The organism is Francisella frigiditurris, from assembly GCF_001880225.1.
GTDB lineage: Bacteria > Pseudomonadota > Gammaproteobacteria > Francisellales > Francisellaceae > Francisella > Francisella frigiditurris.
Genome location: NZ_CP009654.1, coordinates 1,797,092 through 1,823,277 on the forward strand (window position 1 = coordinate 1,797,092; position 26,186 = coordinate 1,823,277).

The following is a 26,186-nucleotide window of genomic DNA, read 5'->3' on the forward strand; positions in this document are numbered from 1 at the left end:
AAACACCTAGTTATTATAAATGACCCTATTAATCCATCTCTTTATTATGAATAGGGAAAATGCTGCTACTAAAGTAACTATCATAATCCACATAAATAATTCTTGATATCCTAAGTAACTATCAATCTTAGCTTGACCTAATAATTTTGAACTTTTAGAGCTTTCCAAGTTACTACTTGCAAACAACGATGCAATAAATGCACCCATCTTTATACCGACAGCCCATGTCAAGAACCACATACCCATACAGAAGCCTCTAACTCTTGTAGGCACAAGCTGTGTAATTAAAGAAAGTCCAACTGCTGTTGCCATAATCTCTGCCCAAGAAAAGAAGACTCCCACAGCAAAAACTTCCCACCAAAAAGAAACTTTAGATGTTGGATCATTAAATAAACAGACTAGAAACAAAAAACCGTAGCATAAACCAGCAAACATTAAGCAAAGAGCAAACTTACTAGTTGAGCGAAGTCTATCACCCATCTTATTAAAATACATAGCCAAAAGTGGTGAAAATATAAGTATCCCTGAAGTATTTAACAAACCGGGCACTGTTTGTGAGTTCAACCTCATCCCCAGCACATTCAAGTCAACATGATGCACATTGAATAGAAAGAAAGATGTTGTTTTTTGAGCATATGTCATAAAAAATATGGTCGCATAGAATATAAATACTAGTAATAACAACATCTTTAATCGATATTCTTTATCTTGTTGAAAAGTCATATAAATAAAGTATCCAACAATCACGATGACAGCAGCCACAAGAACCAAACTAATAACCCTGTTAAAATATAATAAAGTTGCTATTAGAGAAATAAAAATCATAACCCCAAAGATAACAGTCACCAACTTCTTAAAGCCTAATGCCTTTTTACCTATTGGAGCGGCGATTGATAAAAACAACTGCTTATTTAGAAATACATTTAATAAAGCTAGTAATACTCCAAAAGCGCAAACACCTAAAGCAAGTCCATAATGCCTATTTTCTAGTCCATATGAGTCAGCACTACTAAGATAAGGAATCAAAATAGCTCCAGATAAAGCCCCTATATTATTAGCCATATTAAAGTATGCATATATTGAATCTAGTTTTGCAGGATCTCCAGCATACAATCTTGACACACTATTTAATGTCATAGGTACAAACATGCATGCACCAGTAATCACCATAGCTAGCCCAAAATAAACCGCTGCATCAGTAAATAAATCTCCACTAGCTAAAATAGAATAGCCTAAGAGCAAACAAATACCACCTGTAAATAATGCTCTTCTAACACCTAGAACCTTATCTGCAACATATCCTCCTAATGAGCTAAGTACATAACATAATGCAGTAAATGATCCTGCAAAAATAGATGCTTGAGATTCTGTCAAGCTGAGTTTATTAATACAAAAAAATATTAAAATATAAAAAAAACCAAAAAAACTAAACCTTTCGAACAATTGCAAGAAAAATAAAGAAACAAAATATCTAGCTCTTTTTTTTTCATCAACTATAACCAATTTTTCTCCCCCCGAATTTTGATTAAATAGATATTCTTTATAAAAAGAATTTAAGCGAATTATACTTAGATAAAACATATAAGTTTTATAAGCATATCTTTTGATTATATAAACTTGATAAATTACCTACAAGGGGATTCTGAAAACTAAGCGAAATATTTTGTATTAATATTTTCTATAAAATTCTCTAAATTATTTTCTTTAACAATATTTAAAAGCCTTTTGCCACAACTTCCATTTGCTGACATTACCAACATACTGAATACGACGATATCAACCAATGATAATTTCCCATTAAAGAAATACTTTCTTCCATTAAGAAAATTAGCGATTGATTCTATATCTTTGGTGGCTTTTTGATAAATCTCTTTTTTAGACAACAATAACAATCCCTGTCCTTTTAGTTGCTTAGCAACACCTCTCTTCATCGCAGGGAATAATAAATTCAACATTATTTTTGGCATACCAACAGTTTCTTGGAGAATACTTTTCCAATTTGGCACATTATCTGAATCTATCCATCTGCCATATGCACCAACCCAATATATATTATCTTCACACATTCTAATAAAAGCCCAAGCTTGTGCTTTTTGCTCTTTTGAAAGATGACTATCTAAATAGTTACCAGACTCTGATTCTAACATATCTATAATAAGTCCGGAATCTGCGTATTTCTTACCTTGAGTTTCTATATATGGCATTTTTCCTGTAGGTGACTTACTTAACTCAAGACTAAACTGATTTACATAATCTATGCCCATAGCTTTAAAATACAACTCTAGTTTAAGACAAAAAGGACTCATGCTATATTCTTTATCTTTAAATTTAGGTAACTGGTATAAATGAATCATAATCTATCCTTATTCATCAAAATTAATAACATTTTTCTCATGGTTAGTATTAGAAATATTTGTATCCTCATGAGCAGAAACAGATTCAGTTTTTGAGATTATAACATCATCTAATATACCATTTCTCAATACTATATATGCTCTATATCTTTCAAAGCTTTCCATAATATTATAGTCAAATGAATATACTCTATAGAAACATAACCTTTTATCTTCAAACTTAAAACTTATCTTTCTTAAGCAAACTGTCTCATCAAGTAAAGAAATATCATTTTTCTTTGCCACATTATGTGCCACATCTATAGCAAATTCTTTATTCTTAAGAAAATTTCTCCAAAGAAAAAAAGCAATTGCTAATAGTATCAATGTATACAAAGCTATCGACATAACTAAGAGGCTTATTAAATTACTGATTGGATTACATTATATGTTAAAATCTGACTATTATAAAATAAATTACATACTCTTAAATTAGGTGAAGATTTTAAAATATTTTTATGGCTCTATAGCTATTACAATATTGGGTGTAATCATTGGCGTCTATCTATTCCCAGACAATATAGCTGCAACAATATATACCATATTATTGCTAGCTGTTTTAGAAGTGTCGTTAAGCTTTGATAATGCTGTTATTAATGCAAAAATACTAAATGGAATGTCTAAGTTTTGGCAAAAAATGTTTCTAGTTGTAGGTCTACCAATTGCCGTATTTGGAATGAGGCTTGTTTTTCCAATTCTTTTAGTTAGTGTAACTAGTCAATTTAGTTTTCTTGAGGTTGTTAAGCTTGCAACCAACAACCCTCTCTTATACCAAGAAATATTAGAGCAATCTATGCCTTTAATATGTGGGTTTGGTGGTGCTTTCTTGCTTATGGTATTTTTAAACTTTTTCCTAAGCGAAAACAATGAACACAAATGGATAGCTATTATAGAAAACAACATTTTAGTAAGAAAAATCAAAGCTTATGATGGAGGGTATATAGTTTTTGCTATAATTATAGGTTTTCTCTTAGTTCTATACACACCAGTACAGTCTCAAGGAAAAGTTGCTTTAGCATTTTTGTTAGGTGTAATAACTCATGAAGTTTTAGGAATATTAACTTCAATCTTTAACAAACCTCAGCTTAATACTACTGAAATAGCAAAGAATGGTCTTATGGGATTTATTTATTTAGAAATAATTGATGCTTCTTTCAGTTTCGACGGGGTTATAGGAGCATTCGCTATTACAACAAATATTATAATTATAATGATTGGCCTAGGTATTGGTGCCATGTTTGTTAGATCATTAACTATATTATTTGTTGAAAAAGAAACTCTTTCAAAATATATATATATAGAACATGGTGCACATTACGCTATTGGTTTTTTGGCAATTGTTTTGATTTTAAAAATATTTATGCACATTCCAGAATGGTTTAGTGGAAGTATTGGAGTACTTATTTTAACCTTGGCTTTCCTACATTCAGTAATAACAAATAAAAAATTAAAACAATAAAGCTTCAAGCTCTTTAGAATCTTTTGCTATATATTTTGCCTTAGCTAAAACATTTTCTCTTTGAGCATGTTCTGCATAAGCTACAAATTTGTCTACATACCCTTTTTCATAAAGCTGATAATCAGTATAGCCATCCCCAACAACTATACTTTCGATATTTTTAAACTTGTCTTTAATTTTATCCATAGCAGTAGTTTTTGATTCTGCCGCACCATTACTTGAATTTAATTTAATAAATTCTCCTTTACCGTCCCACTCAACTTCAACAGCATAGATATTTTCTTTAGGTATATTCAAATGTTCAGCGAATGGCCTAATAGAATCAGCTAATCCCCCACTAAATATCCAAACATTATATTTATATTTGTGCATTTTATTTATTAGCTCTACCATACCTTTAGAAAAAATATTAGGACAATAAGATTTAACAAAATTATCTATTGCCTTTTTAGTGGGCTTCGCTATAGCCAACCTTTTCTCCAAAGAGGTTTTAAAGTCAATATCACCACTCATACCCATGTTTGTAATTTTCTCAATTTCAATAAGCTTTTGTGGCTCTTGAGCTAAAATTGGTTCTAAAAGAATTTCTAACGACTCTCCTTTTATCAAAGTAGAATCAAAATCAAAAATAATATTTTTCATTTAACTTCTGCACTTATAGTAAATCTAATTTAATATTTTAAAATAAAGCTTATACATTTTATTTATTAGATCATATCAATTTCTTTTATAAATATATCCATACGGATTAATTATTCAATAAAGTTTTATTAACTTACGCAAAACTTAACCCTACAAAGGATGTATAAATAATAAAGGGAGTTAATCAACTCCCAATAAATTTCTTTCTAATTCTTTCTTTTTATTTCAAATAAATACCATGTAAAGAAAAAGGTATCTTTATTGGTAAATATGCTTTATATAAAAGTGTTAAATCTTTTGCATTCAAAATACTAATATAAGATAAATCTTTTTTAGCATCCAAAACATTAATAAAAATCACACCATCATCTTCATCAATAACTTCAGGCTTTTTAATGAAGATTGGTTCTGAAACATACTCTCCCTTTTTAAAGAAGCATATATCTTCTTGATTATTTTCTAAGTCAATTTTTACTATTCCATTAAAGAATTCTTCTGGAGTATTCTTATTTTGCACAGCAGCATAAACGTATTTATATTCTTTTGTTAAAAATTCTGGATTAATTCTTGGAAATTCAAGATTTTGTTTATTTAAAAAAATACATTCACTTTTTTTAGTTAAAATATCTACTTCATATCTTCTTAATTCAGTTCTCATCATAAAAGAGCCTGTTTTTATTTTATCCAGATATAAATTATCATAAGGATTTAGCTCATCTAAATAAGCAACTATATCTAAGTTAACGAAGCCATCTTTTTCATATGCATTAACTGAATGTAAAAACAGCATTCGTTCTGAATCAATTTTAGAAATCTCTCCACTACTTCTATCAATAAAAATAAACTCACATCTAGCATCTTTTTTATAATATAAACTTTCATTAAATGTTTTTGTTAAAAAAGAAGTTGCTCTTGCTCGTAGTGGACCAGCATATAAAATAATATAATTTTTAGTCAAAAACAAACTATGAGAATAAAAGAAATCTTTGCTTTTAAACTTACAAATAATGTCTCTCTTTTCTTCTTCGTTTTTCATTCTGAAAATACTATACTCAAAGTCCTTTCCAATACTTACAGCAAAATTAAACTGTTCTTTTGTATCTGGATCATATTGAGGATGAGCACAAGTGATTTGACCTTTTATATCATCATTAAAGCTATATTCCCCCGAAGTTGAAATACCGTCATTATCAAGTTTTATGGTATTGGTTACTTCTGTTATAGCAAGTAAATTTTTCCCTGCTTTCATAAAGTTAACATTGCAGCTAGGTCTTTCTTTACTTATCTTTAGTATACGCTTAATTGATGTAAGTATTTTTTGGAACTTATTCTTTGGAGATAATGTAGCAAATTCATCGAATAACATCTTATTTTTAAGATTAGCCCTATATTGTGGTGATTTTAAAAATGAATTACTAAAAACAATATCTTTATCTATCTTTTCAAATTTATAAACCATTGCTAAGCCATCAAACCAATGATTTAACTTTTGATTTCCTATATTAAATTTTGCTGGGCCTATTCTTAAGATTTTCCCATCAAACCAATTTGGTAAATTATCAACTTCTGGATTTAATGAAATATCTTTACACTCTTGAGTTACGTTGTCTAAACCTTTCAAATAAAACTGATTCATCTAATCTCCTCATTCACTTTTTTCCTCAAAAACATAGTAACATTTAAGCTACGTTTTTTTAACTATTTTGATTTACCTAAATATTGCTTTATCTTTTAAAAAAAATTACTTATTATTAACGTCACTAAATCTTATTTGCTGAAGGTTTGAAGATGTCTAAAACTCCTAAAAAACCCTTGGTTACTATAAAGAACCTATCAAAACAGTTTGACGACGGTCATTTGGCAGTAGATAGCATCAACTTAGATGTTTATCCTAAAGAATTTTTTTCACTACTTGGAGGGTCTGGTAGTGGTAAAAGTACCTTATTACGAATGCTTGCCGGATTTGAAAAACCTACTGATGGTAAAATCATTATTGATGGTGTTGATATGTCAAATATCCCGCCGTATAAAAGACCTGTAAACATGATGTTTCAATCATATGCACTATTCCCTCATATGACAATTAAACAAAATATTATGTTTGGCTTAAAGCAAGACAGATTACCAAAAGAAGATATAGAAAAAAGAACAAATGCTGCTCTTAAAATTATTAAAATGGAGCATCTTGCAAAAAGAAAGCCTCATCAACTTTCTGGTGGTCAAAGACAAAGAGTTGCATTAGCAAGATGTCTTGCAAAAAGGCCTAAACTAATATTACTAGATGAGCCTCTATCTGCTTTAGATAAAAACCTAAGAGATCAAATGCAGTTTGAACTTGTTGATATCCAAGAACAAACAGGTAGCACATTTATCATGGTAACTCATGATCAAGAAGAAGCTATGACAATGTCAACTAGAATAGGAATCATGTCTGATGGTTGGCTAGAACAAGTAAGTCCTCCATCAGAGATTTATGAATTCCCTAAAAGTAAATTTGTAGCTAACTTCATTGGTAAAAGTGCTATCTTTGAAGGCAGAATTAGCAAAACCTCAAAAAATAAGAGCGTAATTGAATCAGATGAAGCTAAAACCTCATTCATATTAGAAAGAAATATAGATGGCGTAGAAGACCAAGAAATATGGGTAGGATTAAGACCTGAAAAGATATTCATTGATAAAGAAAAACCAGAAGATTATGATCCCAAAAAACCTGTAAACTGTATCAAAGGAGTAGTCGAAGATATTGCTTACTTAGGTGGACTATCTACATATCACGTAAGAACTGAAGGTGGCAAAATAGTTAAATCTACGGACTTTAATATAGAAAGAAATGCTGACCATCCTTCATGGGGTGATGAAGTATATCTGACTTGGGAATCACAAAATATAATGGTGCTATATTCATAATGGATAAATCAAATAGAAACTTAAGAAATACTTTGGTTTATTTGTTACCATTTTCATGGTTTATTATATTTTTACTTGTACCATTCATATTTGTACTAGGTATAAGCTTTACACTTCCTGCTAACGGAACTCCTCCAGTTACTCCTATTATACTATTTAAAGATGATACGCTACATTTCACACTTTATTTAAAGAACTATTTAGAGCTACTACACTATAACTTAATTTTTACAGCACTCTATGACTCAATAAAAGTAGCTTTAATCACTACTATATTATGTATTCTAATAGGTTATCCTATGGCTTTAGCTTTATCTAGAGCAAAGCAAAACACTCAAATATTCTTCTTAGTACTTATAATTATTCCTTACTGGACTTCATTCTTACTTAGAACATATGCATGGGTAACTTTATTAGGCAACCATAAACTAAATCAATTTCTAATGAGTCTAGGACTTCCTAGTATGGCATTGTTGTATAATGATTTTTCAATGTATTTAGGTATGGTGTATTGTTACTTACCATTTTTAGTATTACCACTTTATAGCACATTAATTAAAATTGACCCAATCCTTTATGATGCTGCTGAAGATCTTGGTTCAAAACCAATAAACTCTTTCTTTAAAATAACTCTTCCCTTATCTATGCCTGGTCTTATTTCTGGAAGTTTATTAATTTTTGTTCCAGCAGTTGGAGAAGTAGTAGTACCTCAAATCATGGGTGGAAAAAATACGCTAATGATAGGTAACATCATTTGGGAAGAGTTCTTCACATCTAATAATTGGGGAATTTCTGCTGCAATCTCTATGCTACTAATTATAATTCTTGCAATTCCTATCTTATGGATGCAAAGAATACAGTCTAAACAAACTTTTGTTTAGAAGGAGTTGAAATTATGAAGAAACTTAATTTTAGCAATATCGTCTTAATTCTAGGAATTATTTTTCTCTATGTTCCTTTAATAATTCTGGTTGTCTTTTCATTCAGTGATTCAGCCATTATTAACCTATGGGGAGGCTTTACTCTTGACTGGTATAGAGAGTTGGCTGACGATTTAGACATTATAAATGCTGCTTTAGTTAGTTTGAAAATTGCTATTCTTGCATCAATAATATCTACTATACTAGGAACCATTGTTGCTTATGCTATTACTAGATTTACATTTTTTCGTACAAGAAACTTTTTATATGGACTAGTAGCAACGCCTCTAGTACTACCAGATATTATTCTTGGTGTGGCACTATTACTTACTTTCTCTAGCTTCCAACAACTTATCGGCTGGCCTCATGAGAGAGGTACAACAACCGTTGTTATTGCACATGTAACAATGTGTACAGCTTATGTAGCAATTGTTATGCAATCTAGGATAGCAAGCTTAGATATATCTCTTGAAGAAGCAGCTCTTGATTTAGGTGCAGGCCCTACTAAGACCTTTTTCTTTGTAATGCTACCTCAATTAATGCCTTCGTTAATCACCTCAGCTTTACTTACTTTTACGCTATCAATAGATGACCTTGTAATTACAGAGTTCGTGGCAGGAAGTGATAACCCTACTTTACCAATGTATATCTATTCAACAGTAAAAAATGGACCAACGCCTGAAATAAATGCTTTAGCAACTATTATGATAGCTATAATAATAATAGCTGTAGTAACTGGTATGATAATCCTTTCAAAACTAAATAAAAATACATCTGGAAAAAAATAATAATCTTTTCTAATAACTATTTCTTAGTCTCTAAAATTATATCTTTGCATTATCTAGCATACTAAATGTATAATTTTTATAGAACATCAAAAAAGGTATAAGTAATGTTTTCTGACAAATCTAAAGTAGCTATATTTGGTGATATTGGAGAAGATATAAGACAAGAACTGAAATGTGAAATCAAAGATTTTCCAGAAGCTAAAGAAGATCAATTTCATTTATCTTTAGCTTATAATGCTGTTGATGCTGTCATTGTTAATATAAGAGATCAATCTTCATTACTTAATACAATATATGATATCAGATCACATGTTAACACATATTTAATACCTATTTTCTGCATCAACTCTGAAGACGAAAAGTTTGTCGACAAACAATATTCTGATTTTGAAACATTTAAAGAATATATCAATGTAATAGGACAAGAACGCTCTAGTTTAGGCAATAGAAAACATATAGTTGATAGAGCTAAGAGAGACTGGCAATTTAGATTAATAACCTATTTATATACAAGAAAAGTATATGATAAAAGCTTAGATGCTTACCTTAATGAAGAGTCTGATTCTTTATTTAGTTATCCACTAATAGAGATTTTTAGCAATAAAAAGAATAGCTATCAGGAATGGTTATCAGAGTTAGAGTCTAGTGAATTTATTAAAGTTAAAAATATAGTTAAATCATATTTATGTTGTAATAAATGCTCATCGGCTCATTTAATTTTTTCAGAATGCTGCCCCTATTGTAAAAATGAAAGCTTATCTAATGATAATACTTCTAATCATCTATGCAATAAGTGTAACAATAGCTTTAAAGAGACAAACATAATTTCTTCATGTTTAGAGTGTAAAGCAGTTTCTGATATACATAACTTAGCAAAACTAAAGGTTTATAACTATGAGATAACTGACAAAGCTGAGAACTATATAAGAATAGATATTGATCATGCTTTATGTGTTTTTGATAATATAAATTATGTTTCTCCAGATTTTTTTTATAGCATGCTTGAGTGGAACTCTAATATGCAATACAGAAATAAAGAATATGTATTTTCTTTAGTAAAAATAAGTGTAATAGAAAAATTAGATATTGAGCAAGTAGATAATTTTGCTAAAGGTGTAAAGAGTATTCTACGTAAAACAGATATGCTGACTCGCATATCTGAAAGAAACATATGGATATGGTTACCAAATACTCTTAAAGATGGTGGTTTAATAGTTTTGGATAGATTAAAGAAAACTATGTTATCAGAAAATGTCAATGTGGAGGATATCGCAAATATAAGATTATTTTTCTCTGAAGACTTAGGTAAAATTGAAAATGCTAAGAATATTATTGAAAAGTTAATTAATCAATAATAACTCTTTCCATTAAGTTAAAATTTTTTTATTATTTCAGAAAGCGGTTTTGGCTTTGAAAAATAATAACCCTGAATATATCTTCCACCTAATTTATATAGTTTATCAACCTGCTCTTCAGTTTCAACTCCTTCAATAACGACATCTAGATCTATCTGCTTGGCAATATAAAAAATAGCTTTAAAAACACTCTTTGCAGCAATATTATCTCTATCTTTTAACTTATCTGCCAATGATTTATCTATCTTTAATGTATCAAAACTATAAGCAACTACTCTATTTAATGATGAATATTCTATTCCAAAATCATCTATTGCTAATCGTATATTATATTCATGTAATTTATTTACAGCATCTTCCAACTCTTTTTCAGAGAATTTCATAAAAGCAGATTCTGTTATCTCTAGCTCAAATTGAATATTATTAGATAGTCTATTATTATTTATATGAATAAAATCACAAAGATTAGATAAATAGCTAGGGAGATTTTTAACTACAGGAGATACATTTACAGATACAATAATTTTTTCTTTTAAACTTTCTATTTTTTCTAAATCATCAAAAACTTTATCAAAAACTATAGAATTCAATTTTTCTGCTAATCCATTTTTTTCTATTAAATGTATTATCTCAAGAACATCAATACCATTTAATGGAGCTGACGGTCTTATTAAAGCCTCAATCTTTGAACAACTATTATCTTCTATATTTATTATTGGCTGATAATAAATATTTAAACTTTTTTCTTTTAAAATCTTATTAACTAAATTATCTAAATTATTGCTTTGAATATATTTTTCTTTAGTTTTCTCAGTAAAAATACAAATTGATGGCTTTTCTTTTTTTGCTTCATAAAGTGCAAAATCAGCATATTTCATTAAATCACTCAGAGTCTCTTTAGTATCATATACAGCCGCTCCAACACAAACCGTACAGTCTAGACTTAAGTTTTCTATTAAATAAGATAATTCAGATATCTGAATTATCCTCTGGGAAATCTTTTTAACTTCATTTACATTTACATCTTTACATAAAAGAACAAACTCATCTCCTCCTAGTCGAGCAAGTAAGTCTTTTTCTTGAGCTCTACTATTTCTGTGTATCCTATTAGCAAACTCTCTTAAAACTGTATCTCCTATTTTATGACCATAAATATCATTAACTTTTTTAAAGTTATCAATGTCTATAATAAGCACAGCAAAAGTCTTTTCTGCTTTTATATAATTTTCAAACTCTTTATTTAACTCTTTTTCAAAAAAGTGTCTATTATAACATCCTGTCAAACTATCTCTACTTGCAAGCTTTTCTATTTCTTTATATTGCTTATTTGATGACATAATAGCTCCAACGGAACTAACTACAGGTTGCAAAAACTCTGTCATTCGTTTCATATAATAACTACTACAATTAACTAAACCCAATGCTCCAACTACTTTCTTATCATTATCAAATATTGTAATTCCAATATAATTCTTAATATTTGTATATTCTGTAGAAAGATTATTTAAAGAAGCTTTAGGAAGAATATCAGTCTCTATATCAATTCCTTCTTCTAGTGTTTTTCTTAGTATCTCTGGCACATTCTTAAAGACTATACTTTTCTCTTGAACTCTCTTATTTTTTATATTTGATAGGAATAGATTTAATTTTTCTTTATTTCCCTCTTCATAAACAGCTATAAATCCATACTCACTATTAGAAAAAATTAAGGTATGCTCTAAAGCTTCTTGAAATATCTCTTTTAAGCTTTTCCCTACTAAATACTTATTTTGTATTTCTGATATTTTTAATATATAGTCTTCAAGCCTAGTCTTTTCGGTAATATCCCAATTAATACCAACTAATTTTGAAACATTATTATTTCCATCATGTAAATAGTTAACAAAGGACTGTATTGATTTAGTTTTTTCTGGAGTTATGATTCTAAAAACTTTTTCAAAAGAGTGTTTTTCTTTATATGCTAATTTCATATCCTGATCAAACTCTTCTCTATCATCAGGATGTATCTTCTCTAACCACGTATTATATCGATTATTAAACTCTTCTCTAAATTTTATACCATATAGAGAAAGCATACCTCTATCCCACACCACCCTATCAGATTCAGCATCCCATTCCCATATACCAAATTCTATAGCTTGTAGAGCTATTTGCATTTTATTTTCTAATACATACTGTGCTGATAAGTCTTGTATAATCCCTAAGAAAGTTATTTTATCTTTATCTTTAATTTCACTAACTGAGAGAAGTATTTTAAATTTTTGACCATTTTTCTTAATTGCCTCTACTTCTCTACCTGTTCCTATAATAGATGCTTTATGAGTTTTCGAATATTTATCTAAATAGCCATCATGTTCTCCTGCTATCTTCGATGGCATTAATATCTTTACATTCTCACTCACAAGTTCTTCAGGCTCATAGCCAAATAGTTTACAAGTAGCTTTATTTGCCATTAAGATTGTGCCTCTATCGTCTATAATAACAATAGAATGAACGGCTGTCTCAAGTGCTTTATATGCTACTTTAAGCCTATTTTCTAGAGCATATTGTGCTGATAAATCTTGTATAATCCCTAGGAAAGTTATTTTATCTTTATCTTTAATTTCACTAACTGAAAGAAGTATTTTAAATTTTTGACCATTTTTCTTAATCGCCTCTACTTCTCTACCCGTTCCTATAATAGATGCTTTATGAGTTTTGGAATATTTATCTAAATAGCCATCATGTTCTCCTGCTATCTTCGGTGGCATTAATATCTTTACATTCTCACTCACAAGTTCTTCAGGTTCATAACCAAATAACTTACAAGTAGCTTTATTTGCCATTAAGATTGTGCCTCTATCGTCTATAATAACAATAGAGTGAACGGCTGCCTCAAGTGCTTTGAAATAATTAATTGATTTTTGTTCAGCCATAATAACAGACTATATTTAAATATAATGCTTATAGCTATTTTATAGTTTTAAATATTGAGAATCTATCGAATAAAGAAAGGATAAATGAATAAGATTATTGAATTAAGCTTCTACAGAAACTAATTTACGATTTAAAGCACCACCTGTGTGGAACTTAACATGTCCATCTTGTAAAGCGAATAATGTATGATCTTTACCACAACCAACATTATTACCAGGATGAACTTTAGTACCTCTTTGACGAATAATAATAGTACCCGCTTTTACAAATTCACCACCATATCTCTTAACACCTAAATACTTAGGGTTAGAATCTCTACCGTTTCTAGTACTACCACCAGCTTTCTTGTGAGCCATTTTTATACTCCTTTAAATTTTAAAAAATTATAACTGAATTGATGAAACTTTTACCGCAGTATAATACTGACGATGTCCTTGTTGCTTCATACTATGCTTACGACGACGGAATTTAATTATTTTAACTTTTTGATGACGACCTTGCTCAACTACTTCAGCTACTACTTTAGCTCCAGCCACTACAGGAGCTCCAACTTTCACTTCTCCTTCAGCTGTTTGACCAATTAAAACTGTATCAAACTCAACTGTATCGCCTATACCAAGATTAAGTTTTTCTAATTTAACAACTTCACCTTGTTTTACTTTATATTGCTTCCCGCCACTTTTTATGATTGCGTACATACGGACAAACTCCATTATTCAATTTAGATTTTTTTAACACCCCAGAACTATCAATACTGATTTCTGACTTTTTGTAGTTATTTTTAATTCATACACATATTAATGTGCAGGTATGGATTATACCTTCTAAATATCTTTTTTTCAATTAGTATTTAGTCAACTTTACCATGGCATTGTTTATACTTTTTCCCAGAACCACATGGGCAAGGATCATTACGTTTAATTTTAGCTCCCTCTCTTTTAACAGTTTGAACTTTGGGAGCTTCTTGCTGTTCTTCCTCATCACCATGTTTTGATGGATTATCAAGCACACTCTCATGCTCAGCTTTTATTTCACCTACAGAGTTCTTCCATTGTTGCTCTGCTTGTTGCGTTTCTTCTTCAGTATTTATTCTTATCTTAGCTAAAGAAGTTATAACTTCATATTTAAAGTTATCTAACATACTAGAGAATAATTCAAATGATTCTTTCTTATACTCATTCTTAGGATCTTTTTGAGCATAGCCTCTTAGATTTATACTATTTCTTAAATGATCTATTGAGCTTAAATGCTCTCTCCAATGGCTATCTAAAGCTTGTAAAATAGAAACCTTTTCAAAATGTTTTATAGCTGAAACATCTAGACCTTTAACTTTTTCAGCATACTCCAGAGTTATAGCTTCAATAACTATTTTTCTTAATTCATCTTCATCTAAATTATCATCTTCATCTATTCTTTTTTGAAGATCTATTTCAATCATAAAGTCAGTTTTTAAAACTGCCTCTAAACCTTCCACATCCCAAAGTTCTGGCATACTTCCTTTTGGAACATATTCATAGAAAACCTGTTCAGCAACGTCCTCTCTTATTGCCTCTAAGATATCGCTTACATCTTCTCTATCTAACAACTCTTGTCTTTGCTTATAAATAACCTTACGTTGTTCATTAACAACGTTATCATAATCAAGAAGATTTTTTCTAATATCAAAATGATAATTTTCCACCTTACTTTGAGCCTTTGAAATAAACTTAGACATAAATCCAAAAGCTAAAGATTCTCCACCCGAAAGCCCTCTTTTAACTCTCTCAGCTAAAGCTGGTGATGCAAATATTCTTAATAAGTTATCATCCATAGACAAATAAAACTTGCTTTCTCCAGGATCCCCTTGACGAGCAGCTCTTCCCCTTAACTGATTATCAACTCTTCTAGAATCGTGTCTTTCTGAACCTATTATGCAAAGCCCTCCAGCCTTCTTAACAGCTTCATTTCTTTCTGTCCATTCTGACTTTATTGATTCAATTTGCTCTTGAGTTGGCTCTTCTAACTCATCAATTTCAACTTCCCAGTTTCCACCTAATATAATGTCTGTACCACGACCAGCCATATTTGTTGCAATAGTTACTGCCCCAGGATAGCCTGCCATTGCGATAATGCCAGCTTCTCTTTCATGCTGTTTAGCATTTAATACATTATGTTTTACTTTCTTTTTCTTCAATAAAGTAGATAAATATTCTGAAGTTTCAATAGAAGCTGTTCCTACAAGTATTGGTTGACCATTTGAAGATCTCTCTTTTATATCTTCAACAATCGCATGAAATTTCTCTTTCATACTTCCAAAAATCATATCATTATGATCTTTTCTGATAATTGGTTTGTTTGTTGGAATTACCACAACCTCTAAACCATATATTGAATGTAGCTCAAAAGCTTCTGTATCAGCTGTACCAGTCATACCTGACATTTTATTGTACAATTTAAAGAAGTTTTGGAAAGTAATAGATGCTAAAGTCTGATTCTCTGCATTAACCTTTACATCTTCTTTTGCCTCTATAGCTTGATGTAAACCATCTGACCAACGACGTCCTGGCATTGCCCTACCAGTACTTTCATCAATAATTATAATTTCTTGATCTCTAACAATATAATCAACATTTAATTGATAAAGAGAGTGCGCTCTAAGACATGCATTTAGGTAATGCATCTTAGTAATATTTTTAGGACTATATAAATTATCATTTTCCTCTAAGACACCTTCTTTTTTAAGCATGTCTTCTATCTTTATATGACCTTTTTCTGTTAAATATGCACTTTTAGATTTCTCATCAACATAGAAATCTTTTTCCTCTTGATCTTCTTCTAACTCTTCTTTTTCTTGTTTTTGTAAAAATGGTACAAGCCTATTAAAAAGTCTGTACATTTCAGAGCTATCATCAGAAGCACCAGAAATAATTAATGGTGTTCTAGCTTCATCGATCAAAATAGAGTCAACTTCATCTATTACCACAAAATTACGACTTCTTTGAACTTGGCCTTCCTTATCAAAAGCCATATTATCTCTTAAATAATCAAAACCAAACTCATTATTGGTTCCATAAGTAATATCACAGGCATACGCTTCTTTTCTTTGTCTTTGGTTTAAATCAGCAACTATTACTCCAACAGATAGCCCTAAAAAATTATAAATTTCTCCCATCAACTCAGCATCACGCTTTGCAAGATAATCATTAACTGTGATTACATGAACACCTTTCTCTGTTAACGCATTTAAATAGACTGGTAATGTCGCTACTAAAGTTTTACCTTCACCTGTTCTCATTTCAGCAACCTTGCCCATATGAAGAACAATACCACCGATCATTTGAACATCATAATGCCTCATGCCTTTAGTTCTTTTAGATGCCTCTCTAACTATAGCAAAAGCTTCAGGTAGAATTTGATCTAGAGTTTCACCTTCTGATAACCTTTTTTTAAACTCTAAAGTTTTATTTCTTAATTCTTCATCAGACAAAGCCTCAAATGATTGTTCTAATTCATTTATTTTTTCAACTGTTTTGCTAATCTTTTTTATAAGTCTATCGTTACGACTTCCTAGAATCTTTCTTACTATTGGACCAAACATTTTATAAATCAAATTTTAATAAGTAATATAAACCTATGTTAATTATATAGAGTTTAGAAAAAAATTAAATTATGATATGTTTAGTTTATATTCGTAAACCTCTAAAAATAATCCTCAATTGCCTATATTTATTATGAAAGAGCTAAAAAACCAACTGATAATATTGTTATGCTTTTTTTGCTTTGGTTGTACTACTAATACTGCTAACATAGATAATACAGCTTTTGAGAGCATCAAAATAAATAATCCTATTAAAGAAAATCATCCCATTTATATACCAGAATGGTACATAAATGAAATAAACAATAATGATGAATATATATATGGTATTGGAGAAGGCAAAAGCCTAGCAGAAGCCACTAATAACGCCCTTGCAAATATGATAGAAAGATTACAGGTTTCTGTATCAACAAACTCCTCTCTTGAAACTTCATCAAATAATAATTCCATATCGCAACAACTATCACTTAAGACAAAGACTCAAACCTCAAGTGTGATAATTCAGAATTATCAAATACAAAACCAACAACAAATAAATGATAGATTTTATGTTCAATTAAAAGTTAATAAGCTTTCTGCTATAAACGAAATTAAACAAAATATAAAGAATAAAGGCTTTGAGATTGAACATAATTATAAAATTAGTGCAAATAAAGACTCTCTTATAAAATTTAAAGCTACCGAAAATATATCTAAAAATATATCTTATATAAAGAATGCCTCTATTACATTGCTTTTATTAGATCCCTCTATTAATATTCAACCTTTTTTAAGGGATCTAGCGAACTACACAAACAAATTTTATGATATAAAACCAAATTTAAAATTATACATAAACAAAAATTCCGGATATTTTTATGCTCCTCTAAGAAAATATCTATTGAGTAAGGGTTATAATATTGTTCCCAACATAGAAGATGCTAATATTATTTTTATATGTAAAAATAAAAAATTTCTAACCACTTCAGATAAAGATGAATATTATATAAGTTCTGAAATAGAAGTTATTACTCAAGAAAACTATACTAATAACATAACAACAAAATTTTTTAATTTAGAAGCAAGTTCTAATAATGGCAGACAAGAAACCATAGAGATCCTAAAAGAACAATTTTATATAAATCTAGTAAATAATGGAGTTATATGAGCATAAGAATATTTCCAGAAAAGGTTTCTAACATTAAGAAACATAAAACTAGAGCAAAACTGAAAGATCATACTTTAGATAGCAAAAAATTAATCAAACAAGCATCTCATATATTATCTAGTGTAGAGGTCGCCAATAAAGAATTTAAGAAAATTAAACTACCATACTTAGAAAATACAAATGTTGTATTTTATTCACCTACTAAGTTAGTTATTCAAGGTAATAACTCATTCATAAAAACCAAGGTTAAGGAACTTCATGATCAATATCTTGAGATTCTAAAAAAGAGAACTTTTTTTTCAAAGCTTGAAGAGCTTGAATTAGATATAAAATACCAAACTCAAAAAGATAATAAAAAGATAATAAATAAAAAGGCAAAAGATATTATTGAGAAATTAAAGGAAGAATTTAAATAAACTATTTATTCTCTAGTATCCCTAGTGCTACTTCCATCATCTTTGTAAAAGACGCTTGTCTTTCTCTTGATGTAGTAGATTTCCCAGTTACAAAACAATCAGATATTGTTAAAACTGACGCTGCCTGCTTGCCTGTTACCTTAGCATTAGCAAAAAGTGCTGCAGTTTCCATTTCAACACAGTCACAACCAAATTTCTTTCTAATAGCTTTATAATCATCAAAGTTTTTTCTGTAAAATACATCAGTACAATGTGCTTTAACTTTTTTAAGTTCTATCTCTTGTCTTTTTGCTGATTTTTCAATTTCTTCATTTAACTCTTTAGAAGGCTCAGTTATATGAGTTTTTTCACCAGTAACTATTTCTACAAATTGAGTCTCTGCATATGTTTCTTCAACCAATACAACATCATATACTTTCAAGTCTTCTGTATAAGAACCAGCTGAACCAACTCTTATGATACGATCAACATCATAATACTTAAATAGCTCATATGAATAAATACCCATACTAGGAACACCCATGCCCGATCCCATCACAGAGACTTTATGGCCTCTATAAGTACCAGTATAAGCTAACATTCCTCTTACTGTATTTACTCTCATCTTATCTTCCAGATAGTTCTCAGCTATAAATCTAGCTCTTAATGGATCACCTGGCATTATTACTGTTTTAGCAAATTTCTCTTTACTTTCTGCTTCTATATGAGGAGTAGGTATCATGTAAGTTTCCTCCAAGGTTAATTTATTAAATTATAAACTTGATTTATATTAGCATATATTTCTGTTTTGAAAATAAAAATCTTATTTTTTAGATATCCCTAAAACAGTTATATGATTAAGAGTAATTTAATTGTTATACATTTATCTAATGTGGACTTAAAAAGTTTTTGATGAGAAAGTTAACCACTTGGGAAAAAATAGAGTACGGTGCTGGAGATATCGCTAACAGCATAACTTATACGACAACTGCGATGTTCCTTCTAGTTTTCTACACTGATGTTTTACAAATACCCGCTTATCAAGCAGGAATACTTTTCCTTGTTGCTAGAATATATGACGCAGTTGCTGATGTTCTCATGGGAATATACATTGATAAAAGAAAACAAAAAAATTCTGCCGGAAAATTTAGGCCTTTTATTCTCAAAGGATGCTGGCCAATACTTTTTATGGCAGTTTTAGTTTTTACAGCACCTAACTTTGGTGATACTGGTAAAATTGTATGGGCTTATATTACTTATCTAGAATGGGGAATGGCTTATACCTTTGTAAACATCCATATGGATCTTTAGCTGCTGCTATGACAAATGATCTAAGAGATAGGGCATCTCTTTCAATAACAAGAAGCATTGGTAGTAAAACTGGCGCCATAATTCCTCAGATATTAGTTTTACCAATCCTCTCACTATTTGCTAATGAAAAATACGGCTGGATAACTGTAACTACTCTTATGGCTGTAATTTCATACATGTGTTATGTATTCTGTTATAAAAATACAACGGAGCAAATAAAACATGACAAATCTGAAGATAAGAAAATAGATGCTAAAATAGTTATCAAGTCGATAATTCACAACAGGCCTTTTCTTGGTGTAGCATTTGCTTCTGTTGCTACTATGTTTGGCATAAAATTTCTAACAAATAGTGTCCAGCTATAGGAATGCTTATAGCATTCTTAATTTTTATTTTTGTTTATAATCAAACTTCTGCAAAGCGTAAACAAATGATAACTGATCTTATAGCAAAAAGACCTGAATAATTTTCAACAACAATGGAAGATTTAAAAAATGCTTAGATCTCAACAAAACAGCAAAAGAAATTTAACATCTCTAAATGGTGTATGGGATCTAGAATTATTAATAAAAAATGATAAATCAATTAATAAAAAAGTGGCTGTGCCCGCTAGTTTTAATGATTTATATACAGATGATGAGATTAGAACCCATTCAGGTAAGGTACTTTATAGTCGAAAGTTCCGAGTCAGTGATGATTGGAAAGGCAAAAATATAACTTACCTATAATAATTACAGAGTTTGGAGCAGATACATATGCTGGTGTACACTCTCTACTAGCTGAAATGTGGAGTGAAGAATATCAAAAAGATTTAATCTTAGAATTGATAGAAGTTATGCATAGTAAACCATATGTTCTTGGTGAGCACATATGGAATTTTGCAGACTTTAGAACGTCACAAAATCACATTCGTTGTAATGGAAATAAGAAGGGAGTTTTCACTAGAGAGCGCCAACCTAAATTAGTAGCTCACTTTTTAAAAGAAAAATGGAAAGATTAATATTAAGTTCTATCTTCTAAATCTTGAGATTGAGTATCTCCATCGTATTCAGGAGCAATTATTTTGCCATGCTCATCTTCTTTTGGCTTATAGCTATCACCATAATCACCTGGCTCACGAACTGCTCTTCTAGCCATTAAATCATCAACTTGCATTGCATCAATAGTTTCATACTTGATAAGAGCATCTGCCATAGCGTGTAGAATATCTACATTATCTTCTAGTAATTTTTTGGCCTTAGCATAACTAGAATCAATAAGCTTACGCACTTCTGCATCAATCTCTCTAATAGTACTATCTGAAAGTTTAGATGTGCGTCCACCAGAGCCACCAAAAGGTCCCTCATCTTCAACATCATACAACACTGTTCCCATAGCATCAGATAGACCCCAGCGAGCAACCATATTTCGAGCTATATCAGTAGCTACCTGAATATCATTAGAAGCACCAGTTGTAACATGCTCATATCCAAATATTAATTCTTCAGCTAATCTACCACCAAAAATACTACATAGACGACCTTGTAGAACTAATCTACTTTGACTCACCTTATCGCCATCTGGCATATACATAGTAACACCTAAAGCACGACCTCTAGGAATAATACTAACTTTATATACTGGATCATGTTCAGGCATTAGGCGACCAATGATTGCATGTCCTGCTTCATGATAGGCAGTAAGGCTTTTTTCTTTTTCTGTCATCGCCATAGATCTTCTTTCAGATCCCATAAGAATCTTATCTTTAGCTTTTTCAAAGTCCCCCATTGAAACTTTATCTTTAGACTCTCTTGCCGCAAAAAGTGCTGCTTCATTTACTAAGTTAGCAAGCTCTGCACCAGAAAATCCAGGTGTGCCTCGAGCAATCCAATCAGGATGAATATCATCGCCTAAAGCAATTTTCTTCATATGTACTTTAAGTATCGCTTCACGTCCTTTTACTGTTGGCAAACTAACAGTAACTTGTCTATCAAATCTACCTGGTCTTAATAAAGCTTTATCAAGAACATCAGGCCTATTCGTTGCAGCAATAACTATTACACCTTCATTATCGGCAAAACCGTCCATCTCAACTAGAAGTTGGTTAAGAGTTTGTTCCCTCTCATCATTACCACCGCCCATTCCAGCACCACGATGACGACCAACAGCATCTATCTCATCAATAAATACTAAACATGGAGCTTTTTTCTTAGCTTGCTCAAACATGTCACGCACACGAGAAGCACCAACACCGACAAACATCTCCACAAAATCAGATCCTGATATTGAGAAAAATGGCACTTTAGCCTCACCAGCAATAGCTCTTGCCAATAGCGTCTTACCAGTACCTGGAGGACCAACCATTAATACGCCTTTTGGTATCTTCCCACCAATTTTTTCATATTTTTTAGGCTCACGTAAGAAATCTACAATTTCTCCAACTTCTTCTTTAGCTTCTTCAACGCCAGCAACGTCATCTAGAGTAACTTTTATCTGATCTTCACCAAGTAGCTTAGCTCTGCTTCTACCATAAGAAAAAGGACCACCTTTTCCGCCACCACCAGCTTTAACCATCATATAAATGAAGAAACCAAAAATAAGCAACATTGGCAACCAGTTCAATAAAAATGCTACTAATAAATTTGGTTTTTCTGGAGCTTTAGCAGTTATACTAGCTTTACTGCCTTCCATTTTATTAACTAAGTCAGAATCTAATAAAGGAGCATATGTTACAAAACTCTGGCCAGAATCAGTCTTACCAGAAATAGTCCTACCATCAACATTTACAGAAGAAATTTGACCATCATTCAACTGAGATACAAATGTTGAATAATCCATTTTTTTAGAGGAATCACTGTTTTCATTAATACCATTAAATAGAAGCAGCATTCCACCAATAATTAGAACCCAAAAAATAATACTTTTCATTATATTATTCTTATTGTTATTCTTTTGATCCATATAATTTTTATTACCTTACAATTTTTCTAAAATAATACTCAAGAATAAATATCTATATACTATAGTAAAAATAAACCATATTCTCTAGTTATTTGCCAGAAAACTAGAGAACACTTTTTAAAAATTTGCCAGTATAAGACTTTTTAAACTTAACTATTTCCTCAGGAGTTCCTTCGAAAATTATTTCCCCACCCTTTGCACCACCTTCTGGACCTAAGTCAATAATCCAATCAGCCATTTTTATAACATCTAGATTATGCTCAATAATAACAACTGTATTTCCTTTATCTCTTAAATCCATTATTACTTTCAAAAGCTGATGAATATCATAAAAATGTAAACCCGTCGTTGGCTCATCTAATATGTATAAAGTTTTGCCCGTAGAGCGCTTAGAAAGCTCTTTTGCAAGCTTAACTCGTTGAGCTTCACCGCCCGAAAGTGTAGTAGCACTCTGACCAAGTCTAATATAAGACAACCCAACATTCATTAAAGCTTCTAATTTTGATTTAATGCTTGGCACAGCATCATAAAACTCTATAGCCTCTTCTACAGTCATTTCTAAAACTTCGTAGATGTTTTTACCTTTATACTGTACAGACAAGGTTTCTCTGTTATATCTTTTACCCTCACAAACATCACACGCAACATAAACATCTGCAAGAAAATGCATTTCAACCTTAATTACTCCATCGCCTTGGCATGCTTCACAACGCCCACCTCGGACATTAAAGCTAAATCTACCCGCCGAATAACCTCTAGATCTCGATTCTGCTGTTGCAGCAAAGATTTCCCTAATAGGAGTAAAAACTCCTGTATAAGTAGCTGGATTTGACCTTGGAGTTCTACCTATTGGTGACTGATCTATATCTATAACTTTATCTAAGTGATTAAATCCTTTATGTGATTTATATTCCATTGGAACCAATGTACTTCTATTTAAAAGCCTAGAAGCAAGTGGATACAAGGTTCTATTAATAAGAGTCGACTTACCTGAGCCAGAAACTCCCGTAACACACGTCAAAGCACCAAAAGGAATTTTTAAATGTTCATTTTTTAAGTTATTTCCTGCCGCACCTAGAATTTCTATATATCTATTTTTAGAGGCTTTTAATCGATTTTTAGGAGTTTCAATTTTTTTCCTACCACTTAAATAATCTGCAGTTAATGATTTTTCATTATTAATAATCAAGTCATAATCACCAACAGCTATAACCTCACCTCCATGAACTCCAGCCTTTGGACCCATGTCAATAATATAATCAGCTTGGCGAATTGCATCCTCATCATGCTCTACGACTATAACTGTATTACCAAGATTCTTTAAGTTATGCAGTGCATCTAGGAGTCTCTGATTATCTCGCTGATGTAAACCAATTGAAGGTTCATCTAATATATACATAACTCCAACAAGTCCAGCGCCTATTTGGCTAGCTAGTCTTATTCTTTGAGATTCACCACCTGATAAAGTATCTGCTTGTCTTGATAAACTTAAATATTCTAAACCTACATTCTCTAAAAATTTTACCCTTAATTTTATTTCTCTAAGCAAATTTTCAGCTATAAATTTCCTTTGACCATCAAAGGTAAGTTCATCTAGCCATATAAGCAAATCTTCTATTGACAATGCGCAAACATTGGCAATATTTTTATCATCTATGAAAATATTTCGTGCGTATTCTCCAACTCTTGCCCCATTACAAGTCTTACACGTAAGGTTACTCATCAGTTCATAAAGATCTTTTTTCACCATTTCAGAATCTGATTCATAGTATCTTCTTTCGAAATGAGGAATTATACCTTCAAAAGTTTTTTCGCGTGTTTGCTTACCGCCACGAATAGAGTCAATAGTCATTTTTATTAACTCATCTCCAGATCCATACAAAATAATTTGCTGGATTTCTTGAGGTATCTTATTAAAAGGAGTATCTAAGGAAAATTTATAATGTTTAGATAAAGATTCCAATTGACTGTAGTAATATTGATTTGCTTTATTCCACTTAGCTAAAGCTCCTGCCTTTAACGAAAGAGATCCATCTATAATAATTTTGTTCTCATCAAAAAACTCTTTTACGCCTAAACCATCACAACTAGGACAAGCTCCTAAAGGACTATTGAAGGAAAAAATTCTTGGTGACAACTCTTTTAGAGCAAAATTACATAGTGGACAAGCGTGTTTTGAGGAGAATAAAATATCTTCCATTTCTTCAGATGTATTAGCCAATCTTATAATACCATTACCTAAGTCTAAGGCTATTTCTAAAGATTCGGCTATTCTTTGAGAATTTTCTTTTTTTGGTTTAAATCTATCAACAACTACTTCTATATTATGCTTTTTATATCTGTCTAACTCAGGATAGTCTTCATCTAAATTAAAGAACTCTCCATTTATTCTAACTCTAATATATCCTAAAGATAAAATTTTATCTAAAAGCGTATGATGCGTTCCCTTTTTCTCAGACACTATAGGAGCTAAAATCATAAGTCGAGCTTCTTCATCAAACTCTAAAATACGATCTACCATTTGGCTAACAGTCTGGGCTTTTAATTCAATATTGTGTGTTGGACATTTCGGCTGTCCTACCCTAGCAAAAAAAACTCTTAAATAATCATAAATTTCTGTAACTGTACCAACTGTAGAGCGAGGATTATGAGAAGTTGTTTTTTGATCAATTGATATAGCAGGCGAAAGTCCTTCAATATGCTCAACATCAGGCTTATCCATTAAGGATAAAAATTGTCTTGCATATGAAGACAAAGACTCAACATACCTTCTTTGACCTTCAGCATATAAAGTATCAAATGCTAACGAAGATTTTCCAGAGCCACTTAAACCTGTAATGACTGTTAACTTGTCTCTAGGAATTTCTACGTTGATATTTTTTAGATTATGGGTTTTTGCCCCTCTTATTATAATTTTATCCATATATTTGAGGGTTAGATATACTTAACCTCTAAGATTTCATAATTTGCTTTGCCTTTAGGAGTGTTTAAACTAAACTCATCTCCTTCTTCTTTTTTGATAAGAGCTCTAGCTAAAGGTGCTGAAACAGATATTTTGTGATCGTCTATATCAGCTTCATCTTCACCAACTATTCTATAAACAACCTCTTCATCAGTATCAGTATTCAAAAGAGTTACAGTAGCGCCAAATATAACCATTCCATTATTTGGAATAGTTGTGACATCAATTACTTGAGCATTCGAAAGTTTTGACTCTATGTCTTTAATTCTTCCTTCGATAAATCCTTGCTTTTCTCTAGCTGCATGATACTCAGCATTTTCTTTTAAATCACCATGTTCGCGGGCTTCTGCAATAGCTTCAATAATTTGAGGTCTTTGAACCTTTTTTAAATTATCTAACTCTTCTCTTAAAGCTAATTCACCCGCAGGTGTCATAGGCACTCTTTCACTCATTATGGTCTCCCTTATTACGAAC

The 26,186-nt window shown here is 30.9% G+C and carries 22 protein-coding genes and 1 pseudogene; 10 read left to right on the plus strand and 13 right to left on the minus strand.

Features of this window, described 5'->3' with window-relative positions:
- Positions 1–6 precede the first annotated feature (6 nt).
- From KX01_RS08950 to KX01_RS08960, 3 genes are all read right to left on the minus strand, one after another.
- Positions 7–1,503, minus strand: a complete 1,497-nt coding sequence (locus tag KX01_RS08950) for a peptide MFS transporter (RefSeq protein WP_156860397.1) — start codon at positions 1,501–1,503, stop codon at positions 7–9.
- A 146-nt stretch (positions 1,504–1,649) separates the two neighbouring features.
- Positions 1,650–2,354 (minus strand): glutathione S-transferase family protein, encoded by a 705-nt coding sequence (locus KX01_RS08955; protein ID WP_156860398.1) that lies wholly within the window; start codon positions 2,352–2,354, stop codon positions 1,650–1,652.
- 9 nt (positions 2,355–2,363) lie between these two features.
- The gene (locus KX01_RS08960; RefSeq protein ID WP_071664657.1) at positions 2,364–2,741 is read right to left on the minus strand and encodes a DUF3301 domain-containing protein; all 378 of its coding nucleotides are present in this window, start codon (positions 2,739–2,741) and stop codon (positions 2,364–2,366) included.
- A gap of 88 nt (positions 2,742–2,829) precedes the next feature.
- Between KX01_RS08960 and KX01_RS08965 the strand changes: the two genes are divergently transcribed.
- Positions 2,830–3,852 carry a DUF475 domain-containing protein gene (locus KX01_RS08965; protein WP_071664658.1) on the plus strand — a complete coding sequence of 341 codons (1,023 nt, stop codon included), beginning with the start codon at positions 2,830–2,832 and terminating at the stop codon, positions 3,850–3,852.
- On the opposite strand, the gene KX01_RS08970 is transcribed toward KX01_RS08965, so the two are convergent.
- Both KX01_RS08970 and KX01_RS08975 read right to left on the minus strand, forming a co-directional pair.
- Positions 3,841–4,494: an HAD-IB family phosphatase gene (locus tag KX01_RS08970; RefSeq protein ID WP_071664659.1), complete on the minus strand. Its 654-nt coding sequence runs from the start codon at positions 4,492–4,494 to the stop codon at positions 3,841–3,843. The genes KX01_RS08965 and KX01_RS08970 overlap by 12 nt on opposite strands.
- 220 nt (positions 4,495–4,714) lie before the next feature.
- Positions 4,715–6,130, minus strand: coding sequence for a carotenoid oxygenase family protein (locus KX01_RS08975; protein ID WP_071664660.1), 1,416 nt, complete (start codon positions 6,128–6,130; stop codon positions 4,715–4,717).
- 152 nt (positions 6,131–6,282) lie between these two features.
- On the opposite strand from KX01_RS08975, the gene KX01_RS08980 reads away from it, so the two are divergent.
- From KX01_RS08980 to KX01_RS08995, 4 genes are all read left to right on the plus strand, one after another.
- On the plus strand, positions 6,283–7,401 hold the full coding sequence (locus KX01_RS08980; protein WP_071664661.1) for an ABC transporter ATP-binding protein: 1,119 nt from the start codon (positions 6,283–6,285) through the stop codon (positions 7,399–7,401).
- Entirely contained in the window at positions 7,401–8,282 is an 882-nt protein-coding gene (locus KX01_RS08985; protein WP_071664662.1) for an ABC transporter permease, read from the plus strand. Before KX01_RS08980 ends, KX01_RS08985 begins: the two co-directional genes overlap by 1 nt.
- A gap of 14 nt (positions 8,283–8,296) precedes the next feature.
- A complete protein-coding gene (locus KX01_RS08990; RefSeq protein WP_071664663.1) occupies positions 8,297–9,109 on the plus strand; it encodes an ABC transporter permease in 813 nt (270 codons plus the stop codon).
- Positions 9,110–9,213: 104 nt separating this feature from the next.
- Entirely contained in the window at positions 9,214–10,464 is a 1,251-nt protein-coding gene (locus tag KX01_RS08995) for a TackOD1 domain-containing metal-binding protein (RefSeq protein ID WP_071664664.1), read from the plus strand.
- Between the two features lie 17 nt (positions 10,465–10,481).
- Here the strand turns inward: KX01_RS08995 and KX01_RS09000 are convergent, their stop codons facing one another.
- The 4 genes from KX01_RS09000 to secA form a co-directional block, all read right to left on the minus strand.
- The gene (locus KX01_RS09000; protein ID WP_071664665.1) at positions 10,482–13,379 is read right to left on the minus strand and encodes an EAL domain-containing protein; all 2,898 of its coding nucleotides are present in this window, start codon (positions 13,377–13,379) and stop codon (positions 10,482–10,484) included.
- Positions 13,380–13,481: 102 nt separating this feature from the next.
- Positions 13,482–13,736: a 50S ribosomal protein L27 gene (gene rpmA / locus KX01_RS09005; RefSeq protein ID WP_071664666.1), complete on the minus strand. Its 255-nt coding sequence runs from the start codon at positions 13,734–13,736 to the stop codon at positions 13,482–13,484.
- 27 nt (positions 13,737–13,763) lie between these two features.
- Positions 13,764–14,078 (minus strand): 50S ribosomal protein L21, encoded by a 315-nt coding sequence (rplU, locus tag KX01_RS09010; RefSeq protein WP_071664667.1) that lies wholly within the window; start codon positions 14,076–14,078, stop codon positions 13,764–13,766.
- A 152-nt stretch (positions 14,079–14,230) separates the two neighbouring features.
- The gene (secA, locus tag KX01_RS09015; protein WP_071664668.1) at positions 14,231–16,957 is read right to left on the minus strand and encodes a preprotein translocase subunit SecA; all 2,727 of its coding nucleotides are present in this window, start codon (positions 16,955–16,957) and stop codon (positions 14,231–14,233) included.
- A gap of 133 nt (positions 16,958–17,090) precedes the next feature.
- On the opposite strand from secA, the gene KX01_RS09020 reads away from it, so the two are divergent.
- Both KX01_RS09020 and KX01_RS09025 read left to right on the plus strand, forming a co-directional pair.
- The gene (locus KX01_RS09020) at positions 17,091–18,104 is read left to right on the plus strand and encodes an LPP20 family lipoprotein (RefSeq protein ID WP_071664669.1); all 1,014 of its coding nucleotides are present in this window, start codon (positions 17,091–17,093) and stop codon (positions 18,102–18,104) included.
- Positions 18,101–18,520 (plus strand): hypothetical protein, encoded by a 420-nt coding sequence (locus KX01_RS09025; protein ID WP_071664670.1) that lies wholly within the window; start codon positions 18,101–18,103, stop codon positions 18,518–18,520. The genes KX01_RS09020 and KX01_RS09025 overlap by 4 nt, the downstream gene beginning before the upstream one ends.
- Position 18,521: 1 nt before the next feature.
- On the opposite strand, the gene deoD is transcribed toward KX01_RS09025, so the two are convergent.
- Positions 18,522–19,241 (minus strand): purine-nucleoside phosphorylase, encoded by a 720-nt coding sequence (deoD, locus tag KX01_RS09030; RefSeq protein ID WP_071664671.1) that lies wholly within the window; start codon positions 19,239–19,241, stop codon positions 18,522–18,524.
- A gap of 251 nt (positions 19,242–19,492) precedes the next feature.
- Between deoD and KX01_RS09635 the strand changes: the two are divergent.
- From KX01_RS09635 to KX01_RS09045, 3 genes and pseudogenes are all read left to right on the plus strand, one after another.
- Positions 19,493–20,175, plus strand: a pseudogene (locus KX01_RS09635) (MFS transporter).
- Between the two features lie 129 nt (positions 20,176–20,304).
- Entirely contained in the window at positions 20,305–20,538 is a 234-nt protein-coding gene (locus KX01_RS09400) for a hypothetical protein (RefSeq protein WP_156860400.1), read from the plus strand.
- Positions 20,508–20,810, plus strand: a complete 303-nt coding sequence (locus KX01_RS09045; protein ID WP_071664674.1) for a glycoside hydrolase family 2 TIM barrel-domain containing protein — start codon at positions 20,508–20,510, stop codon at positions 20,808–20,810. Before KX01_RS09400 ends, KX01_RS09045 begins: the two co-directional genes overlap by 31 nt.
- A gap of 2 nt (positions 20,811–20,812) precedes the next feature.
- Here the strand turns inward: KX01_RS09045 and ftsH are convergent, their stop codons facing one another.
- The 3 genes from ftsH to greA all read right to left on the minus strand — a co-directional run bounded on the left by ftsH (position 20,813) and on the right by greA (position 26,164).
- The gene (gene ftsH, locus KX01_RS09050) at positions 20,813–22,750 is read right to left on the minus strand and encodes an ATP-dependent zinc metalloprotease FtsH (protein WP_071664675.1); all 1,938 of its coding nucleotides are present in this window, start codon (positions 22,748–22,750) and stop codon (positions 20,813–20,815) included.
- A 103-nt stretch (positions 22,751–22,853) separates the two neighbouring features.
- Positions 22,854–25,673, minus strand: coding sequence for an excinuclease ABC subunit UvrA (gene uvrA / locus KX01_RS09055; protein ID WP_071664676.1), 2,820 nt, complete (start codon positions 25,671–25,673; stop codon positions 22,854–22,856).
- Positions 25,674–25,684: 11 nt separating this feature from the next.
- A complete protein-coding gene (greA, locus tag KX01_RS09060; protein ID WP_408606605.1) occupies positions 25,685–26,164 on the minus strand; it encodes a transcription elongation factor GreA in 480 nt (159 codons plus the stop codon).
- Positions 26,165–26,186: the final 22 nt, after the last annotated feature.